This window comes from Streptomyces sp. NPDC058741 (genome assembly GCF_042746715.1).
In the GTDB taxonomy this organism is placed as follows: Bacteria; Actinomycetota; Actinomycetes; order Streptomycetales; family Streptomycetaceae; genus Streptomyces.
Genome location: NZ_JBHYQH010000087.1, coordinates 835 through 8,586, shown reverse-complemented (window position 1 = coordinate 8,586; position 7,752 = coordinate 835). Strand labels below are relative to the sequence as shown.

Annotated in this window: 5 protein-coding genes; 2 read left to right on the top strand and 3 right to left on the bottom strand. The window is 70.6% G+C overall.

Translation table 11 applies throughout. The annotated features are described in order from the left end of the window. Positions 1-255: 255 nt before the first annotated feature. Together ACFW6P_RS31835 and ACFW6P_RS31830 are read left to right on the top strand one after the other, a co-directional pair. Positions 256-1,569, top strand: a complete 1,314-nt coding sequence (locus tag ACFW6P_RS31835) for a DUF5685 family protein (RefSeq protein WP_386359996.1) — start codon at positions 256-258, stop codon at positions 1,567-1,569. Between the two features lie 618 nt (positions 1,570-2,187). Further along, positions 2,188-4,269 carry a PP2C family protein-serine/threonine phosphatase gene (locus ACFW6P_RS31830; protein WP_386359993.1) on the top strand — a complete coding sequence of 694 codons (2,082 nt, stop codon included), beginning with the start codon at positions 2,188-2,190 and terminating at the stop codon, positions 4,267-4,269. Between the two features lie 65 nt (positions 4,270-4,334). On the opposite strand, the gene ACFW6P_RS31825 is transcribed toward ACFW6P_RS31830, so the two are convergent. From ACFW6P_RS31825 to ACFW6P_RS31815, 3 genes are all read right to left on the bottom strand, one after another. Further along, on the bottom strand, positions 4,335-5,540 hold the full coding sequence (locus tag ACFW6P_RS31825) for a cysteine desulfurase-like protein (protein WP_386359990.1): 1,206 nt from the start codon (positions 5,538-5,540) through the stop codon (positions 4,335-4,337). An 80-nt stretch (positions 5,541-5,620) separates the two neighbouring features. Beyond that, on the bottom strand, positions 5,621-6,760 hold the full coding sequence (locus ACFW6P_RS31820; RefSeq protein WP_386359988.1) for an HTTM domain-containing protein: 1,140 nt from the start codon (positions 6,758-6,760) through the stop codon (positions 5,621-5,623). A gap of 73 nt (positions 6,761-6,833) precedes the next feature. Further along, the gene (locus ACFW6P_RS31815) at positions 6,834-7,370 is read right to left on the bottom strand and encodes a DUF5819 family protein (protein WP_386359985.1); all 537 of its coding nucleotides are present in this window, start codon (positions 7,368-7,370) and stop codon (positions 6,834-6,836) included. Between the last annotated feature and the right edge of the window lie 382 nt (positions 7,371-7,752).

Here is a 7,752-nt window from a genome sequence, read left to right as displayed (position 1 = left end):
AGGGCCTGCGACGAGGTCCTCCGCCTGGCCCAGCGGGCCAACGTCTCGCGCTCGTCGTCGGTCAGCACCAGCTCGGCCTTCGGCCGTCCCGTCCTCGCCATCCGACCATCATGCCGAGCCAGCGCCAAGCTACGCAGCGAATTCCCGACTCAGGACACTAGGATGTCGGCCGCGCGGAGGTCACGCACGGTCGTGCGTCCGTAGCCGTCCATCCGGCTGCGTCCGGGTAGCTGTAACTGCGGGGGAGAACTGCCGGTGTTCGGAATCATCAGACCATGCCGTCATCGCCTGGGCGAGGGCCTGCGCACCGAGTGGATGGCGCATCTGTGCGGCCTGTGCCTGGCACTGCGCGGCGAGTACGGGCAGTTCGCGCGCATAGCCACCAATTACGACGGCCTGATCATCTCCGTGCTGACCGAGGCTCAGTCCGAACGTACCGGCGACGCGCGGCGAGGCGCCGGCCCCTGCCCCTTGCGTGGGATGCGCTCGGCCGCCGTGGCCCAGGGGGAGGGCGCCCGCCTGGCGGCGACGGTGTCCCTGGTGCTGGCCGCGGCGAAGATACGCGACCATGTCGCCGACGGCGACGGCCTGCTGCGGCACCGCCCGATCACTGTGGCGGCACGCCGGATCGCCCACCGCTGGGACCGTGCGAGCGCCGCCGGCGGCGGGCGGCTCGGCTTCGACACCGCAGTACTGCTCAGCGCGGTCGAACGCCAGCCGCACATCGAGCGGTTGTCCGGCCCCGGCAGCTCCCTGCTGGCAGTCACGGAGTCCACGGAGACGGCGACCGCCGCCGCCTTCGCGCACACCGCGGTCCTCGCCGGCCGCCCTGACAACGCCGAACCCCTGGCGGAGGCCGGGCGCCTGTTCGGCCGGCTGGTCCATCTGCTGGACGCGGTGGAGGACTTCGACGCGGATGAGGCGTCCGACGCCTGGAACCCGATCGCCGTGACCGGCACGGACCGCGCCGAGGTGCGCCGGCTCTGCGACGACGCCGTCCATGGAATCCGACTCGCCCTGTCCGAAACCGAGTTCGTCGACGGGCAACTGGTACGGATGCTTCTGGGGGACGAGTTGCAGCGTGCCACCGACCGCGTCTTCGACACCCGGCACCGCCACCACCGGCACCGCCACCGGACACCGGGCCCCCGCATGTTGCCCTGGCTCGGACGCCGCACGCCGACGCGCACACCCGCGGACCACGGCACCGACACCGCCTGCGGCACACGGGCGCTGACAGGCGCCGCTCCGGAGGGCGCCTCACTGGCGTCAGGCCGCCCGTCGGAGGGACAGTGCCGACGGTGCGGCCGATGGCGCCGACTCTGCGCCGGCTGTGGGGTGTGCTCCGACTGCTGCCTCTGCGTCGAGGACGAAGAGCCCTGGCAGTTCGGCGACGACAACCACAACGGTGACTCAGGTCGGGACGGTTCCGGTGGTGACGGCTGGTCCGGCGGCCGAGGCGGCGACTCCGGCGGCTCCAGCGGACGTTCGGGCGGCGGCGACCGCGGGTCCGGTAGCTCGGGCGACGGCTGCTGCGGTGACGGGGGCTGCTGCAACTGCTGCGACTGAACCAGGAAGGGGCCGGGGTGGTGCACGAGAGCCGCCGGGCAGGGGATCGCGACGTCTGTCGAGTGGGTGGATGCGCGGGAGAGGCTTCCCCGCCCCGGTTTGCCCGTGGCTGCCGTCGTACATGGCTTCTATCCGTCCCGGAGCACTGACACGCATGTGACAGGACCGGCAGTCCAAACGGCGTTTCGGAAGGCCTGCGGGGAGGTCGACCGACTCGTCGAGCCCGTCCGCGCCGCCCCGGCGACGTGTTCCCGCCGCTCCCTGGAAGGTCCGGGTGTGGTTCCAGCCGCGGACCGTCACCAGGCTGGTGGACGAGGATCCCCTGTCGGCGGCAGCCACGCCCCGGCCGAGTGGTCGACGTCGTCAGGGCTGTCGGGCGTCGGCAGAGCCCGCCGGGACAGCAAGCGCGACGGGCTGCCCCACGACGCCCTGGGCTGAGACCCATGGGACCAACGAGACCCTTGGGACCATGACGAGACCCGTGGGACCAACGAGACCCGGTGGGCCCGCGAGGCCCTACCCACAGGCCACAGCCGAGATTCAACCATTTTGTCTCTTGATTACCTTGACCACTGTAAAGTCGTTCTAGCGTGAATTGCGAAAAACGTAGGTGTTTCGATGACTGTTCCTCCTGACGCGTTGAGCCTGGTCCGGCGCGGGCTGCGCCAGGCGGGCAGCGCATGGGAGATCTCGGCGTCGTTGGTCGGCTCATGCGCATGGCTGGGGGTGACGGGCTGGGCGCTCATGCTGGCTCAGGAAGACGGCAGCCATCTGTTCCCCTGCGGTATCAGCGGGCTGTCGTCGGCCTGGGAGCCGCCACTGCGGCCCCTGGAGCGTTCCGACAGCTGGCCGGCCTGCCTGGCTGCCCTGGGCCGCTCCTGGACCGGCCACGGCTTCCGGCGCCCCTACCCGCTGCCGCTGGCCACGGCCCCGGCAGCCGCCGCGGCTCTGCCCCTGCGGAAGCCCCAGGGCACGCTGGTGGTCCTGCGTCCGGGACCACAACCTTTCACCGCGACGGAGGAGGCCTTCCTGTCCGCCGTCGCCGAGGAGGTCTCCGACGCCCTGGCCGGCCTGCCGGGTCCGCGCCGGGCCGATGTACCCTGCCTGCGCGAGGTCGAGCGCGGTGCATTCACCCTCAACCTCACTGAGCGGTACGTGAGTGGCGATGGTGTCTTCGCCGACCAGCACGGACTGCCCGGGCCGGGTCGGCACCCGCTGTCCGCCGCCCTGGCGGCACTGCCGCAGGCCGACCGGCCGACAGCCGAATACCTCCTGGCGCAGTTGACCGCCGAACCCGGCACCTACGAGATCATGTACCGGGTCCCGAGAACCGACGGAACGCACACGCTGCAAGCCCGCTGCTCCCGCAGCGCAGAGGCCCGCGGCCAAGTGGTGCTGACCGGCCACGTCACCGACATCACGGCCGAGACCGACGACGCGGACCGGCGTGAGTCCCGCATGCACCGCCAGATGCTGCGCGCCGAACAGATCCGGGCTCTCGCCGCCGCGTGTGCGTCGGTGCACAACACGAGCGAGCTGGCCGCAGCCGCCTGTGACGTGCTGGCCGTCTTCGGCGCCGATGCCATCGTCCTGGCCGAAGCCGCCGAGGAACGCCTGCACGTCCTCACCAGTCACGGGCAACAACACCTCGAAGCGCTGCGCGGGGTCGCGCTGAGCACCAGTGCTCCTCTCACCGACGCCCTGCGCGAACACCGCATCGTGTTCGTGGCCTCGCACGAAGAGCTCATCGCGGCCTACCCCCACTACGCGAACACCGCGCACCTCCTGGACCGGCAAGCCTGGGCCGCCCTGCCCATCCCGCTGTCCGACCCCGACGCCCGGCCGGCAGCCTGCATGCTCTCGTTCAAACGGCCCCACGCCTTCACCGCCGAGGACCACGCGCTGTTCATCGCGGCCGCCGGCCTGCTCGGACGCGCACTGGACCGCTGCCGTGTCTGGGACGCGGAACACGCGCGCGCAGTCGAACTGCAAAAGGGCCTGCTTCCCACCGCCCTGCCCTCCTTGCCCGACACCGAACTGACCGCCCTGTACCTGCCGGCGGCCGCAGGCGCCTACGCCGGCGGAGACTGGTACGACGCCTTCATCACCGGCAACGGAGCTCTGCTGCTCGCCATAGGCGACATTGAAGGACACGACACCCAAGCCGCATCCCTCATGGGACGACTGCGCACCGCGATCCGTGCCTACGCCGCGCTCACCGACGACCCTTCCGAGCTGCTGCACCACACCAACCGACTGCTCACGGAGGACAACGACAACGATCCGCGACGTGCCCGCACCGCCACGTGCTGCCTCGTCGTCCTCACACCCGCCACCGGCCAGATGCGCTACGCCACGGCCGGACACCCACCACCCCTGGTCTACAGCCCGCGAAGCGGCCTCGACGAACTCCCCACGGACAGCGGCCCGCCCCTGGGCATCTTCAACGACAGCACCTACCCGTCCATGCTTCACCGGCTTGCCGACGACGCCCAACTGCTCCTGCACACCGACGGCCTGACCGACCGCCCGGGCACGGACCCCGCCCACGCCCGGGTTCTTCTGCACGAGGCGTTCGCTCAGGCCGGCACGCTGCCTGCGGATCCAGCCCTCCACCACATCACCACCCGCTGCCTGTCGGACAGCCGGGCGGAGGACGACTGCGCGCTGCTGCTGGTGCGCCGCCGGCACACCGTGTGAAGACCGGCGCGGGGCGTTCCCGTTCCAGAAGTCCTCGACGGGGGGAGGGTGACACCTGTTCGTGCTCAGGCCTCCAGGAAATCGGCCAGTGCGTCCAGCAGGCGATCGACGTCCTGCGCGTTGTTGTAGGGGGCGAGTCCGATGCGCAGGCCGCCGGTGTCGCCGAGGCCGATGTGGCGGGAGGTCTCGATGGCGTAGAAGTGGCTGGAGGGGGCGTGGATGCCGCGGGTGGCGAGGAAGCGGTAGGCGTCGGCCGTGTCGTGGTGCTCGAGGGTCAGCAGGAGGGTGGGGGTGCGGTCGGCGGCCCGGGAATGGATCGTGACGTCCGGGAGCGCGGCCAGCTGCTTCTCGAGCTGGGTGCGCAGGGTGGTCTCGTGTCCTTCGAGTGCGGCGTAGGAGGCGGTCAGGCGTTCGCGTCGGGTGCCTGTGGCGTTCGGATCGAGGCCGGCCAGGAAGTCGACGGCGGCACGGGTACCGGCGAGTAACTCGTACGGCAGGGTGCCGAGTTCGAAGCGCTCCGGGACCGCGTCACTCGAGGGCAGCAGCTTGTCGGGGCGCAGACCCTCCAGCAGTGCGGGCCGGGCGGCGAGGACGCCGTGGTGAGGGCCGAGGAACTTGTACGGGGAGCACACGAAGAAGTCCGCTCCCAACGCCGGCAGATCGACCAGGGTGTGCGCGGTGTAGTGGACCCCGTCGACATGGGCCAGCGCTCCTGCCTCGTGAACCAGACGGCAGATGTCGGTGATCGGAGGGCGGGTGCCGATCAGGTTGGAGGCGGCGGTGACGGCGACGAGGCGGGTGCGGTCGGACAGGACCGCGCGGATGTCGTCCACCGTCAACTCTCCTGCCCCCGGCTGGAACCCGGCCCAGCGCACGGTGGCGCCCACCCGCTCCGCGGCCTGCACCCAGGGGCGGATGTTGGCGTCGTGGTCGAGGCGGGTGACGACGACCTCGTCGCCCGGCCCCCATGAGGCGGCGAGGGTGCGGGCGAGATCATAGGTGAGCTGGGTGGCGCTGCGCCCGAAGACGATCCCCGCCGGGTCCGCGCCCAGCAGGTCGGCCACGGCCCGGCGCGCCCCGGTGACGATGGCCTCGGCGTTGCGTTCCCCCAGCGAGTACTGGCCCCGGTTGGACAGGGGCTGCGCCAGCGCGTCGGCGATCGCGTCGATGACGGGCTGGGGCGTCTGTGTGCCCCCGGGCCCGTCGAAGTGGACGGTCCCGGCGGCCAGCGCCGGGAACCGGGAGCGCAGGGCGGCGATGTCGTACGTCAATGTGGTAGCTCCTGTCATGGTCCGGGCCAGTGGCACGAGTCAACCTCATCGATCGGGCCGAGGGGAGATCGCCTTCCGGATCACCGAGGGGAGACGGTACGGGCGGGATGCCGCACCGCGCTGGTTGCGGCGGCACGCCCGGTGGGCCGATGCCGCCTCCAGAAGACGCCGACTCCTCTCAGGAAGGCCGTGGGCAGGAAGACGGCGTCGCACGCGATCATGGCCAAGGAGAAGAACGGGATGCCCAGGAGGACGGCGATGGCGAGGTGCTCCAGCATCATGACGGCGATGAGGACGTTCTTCACCTTGCGGTCGGCGAGGGTGAAGGGGAACGCGACTTGCAGCATGACGGTGCCGTAGCTCAGCAGCATCACCAGGACCGCGTTGCCGGCGAGGAGGGCCGAAAGCGAGGGCCAGGGGGCGAAGTACTCGAGGTTGAGCGCGTAGTGCAGGGCGGTGCCCTGCTCCCATCGTGAGCCCTGCACCTTGTACCAGCCCGAGGTGGCGTAGATCAGGCAGACCTGTACGGCGATCGTCAGCACGGCGGCGTTGTGCAGCATCGCCGCGCCCGCGTTCAGCAGCGCGCGGAGTTCGCTGTCCGGCAGCAGGCGGCCGACGGTGTACCACACTCCCTGGACGGCCCACAGGGTCCACAGAACGAGGGGCCAGCCGGTGTCCCAGCCGAACGCCAGCAGCAGGAACAGACCGGTCGCCGTCCACAGCGCGACCCCGGTCCGGTCGCCGTGGCGGGCGTTCTCCCCCCGTCGGACACGGGCGCGCCGTGCGTCCAGTGACCAGACCTGGGCGCAGCGGGTGAAGACGAGGTAGATCACCATGATGCGCAGGACGGTGTCGCCACCGTCGCCCACCAGGGGGTTACGGTTCTCCAGCGACAGCGTCCCGACCATGAGCACCACGGAGGCGGTCCTGGTACGCCAGCCCACCAGGACCGCGAAGGCCGAGGCGATGGTCAGGGTGTAGACGATCTCGAACCAGACCCGGCCGCCGGACCACTGCAGCACGCTGAAGGTGCCGTCCAGGTGGCCGAGATCGAGCGCCATGTCGTAGGACAACGGGCTGCGGTCGCCGTAGAGCACGCGCCTGTGGGGCCATTCCCGGCACAGGAAGGCCGCGATCACGAGCGCCAGTCCGATGCGGAAGACGGCGGCCTGATACGGAGCGCGGGTGGCGCAGAGGGCCTCTCCGAGACGGGTGGCCACCGTCCGTGCACGGCTTCCACGTGCCGGAACGGGTGCCTCGGGCGGGTCGGCGATGGGGGCCACAGTGCTCAACTCACAGTCCCTCGTAGTCCTGATCGGTCACCGGCGACCACGGCAGGACGCGGTAGGTGGTGGTGTCGGGCACCTCCTCGGCCGTCCACGACGGTGGCGCCACCGTCGTGTAGCGGCCCGCGATCTGGACAGCCGTGATCGGCTCACCCCGCCAGCTGCGCCCGACCTTCTGGAGCACGACACGCTTCAGATAGGCGCCCGCGACCTGCCCCCGGATCCCCTTGGGCTTGTCGCCGGGCCCGTGCCATGCCTCGGAGTTGTCCCAGGCGATGCGGAGCATGTTCTGGTGCACATGGCTGGGAGCCGGGGACCCTTTGATCACGGTCACGTCCTGGTCGGTGAGGTTGACCCACTCGGAGACATGCCGGCCCCGGGGCCCCGTCGTCTGCAGACGAACTCCGATGGAGTCGTTGCGCTGCTTGGGGTTGGGCGCGAACAGTTTCCAGTCCTGCCCGAACTCGGGTTGGACGTGCGCGTCGATCAGTGCCTGGCCGCGTGCTTTCAGGACGTTGCCGGGGGCGAGAGTCAAAAAGATCAAGGCCAGGTGAAACAGGAGGGCGGTGGTCAGCACGAGTGCGGTCGCCGTGAGCAGCGCGACCGACCAACCCGACCACGGACGGCTTGAATCGCCTCCACCGGCTGGTCTCTCACCGGAGCACCGGACCCGTACGGCGACGGACTCGGGGAAAGCCGAATCCCTTACCTCGGTGCCCGGTCGCGGAGTCGGCAGACCACGTGTGCCGCTCGCGGCTGTGTCCACCCGATGCGCGGCGGTGGATTCCCTGGGGGTTTTCATCGAGTTCACTTCTCCTCGGCGGCCCGTGTGGCGAGATCGGCACTCACCACACGCGGCGGCCGCCTGGTGGCCCCTCGCGTGGCCGGGCGGGCTTCAAGCAGAGCCGGGGGTTAAGTAGGTGCGG

Excerpts from the sequence above, each read along its gene's own strand:
- ACFW6P_RS31830 (WP_386359993.1), top strand. The coding sequence starts at position 2,188 with ATGACTGTTCCTCCTGACGCGTTGAGCCTGGTCCGGCGCGGGCTGCGC.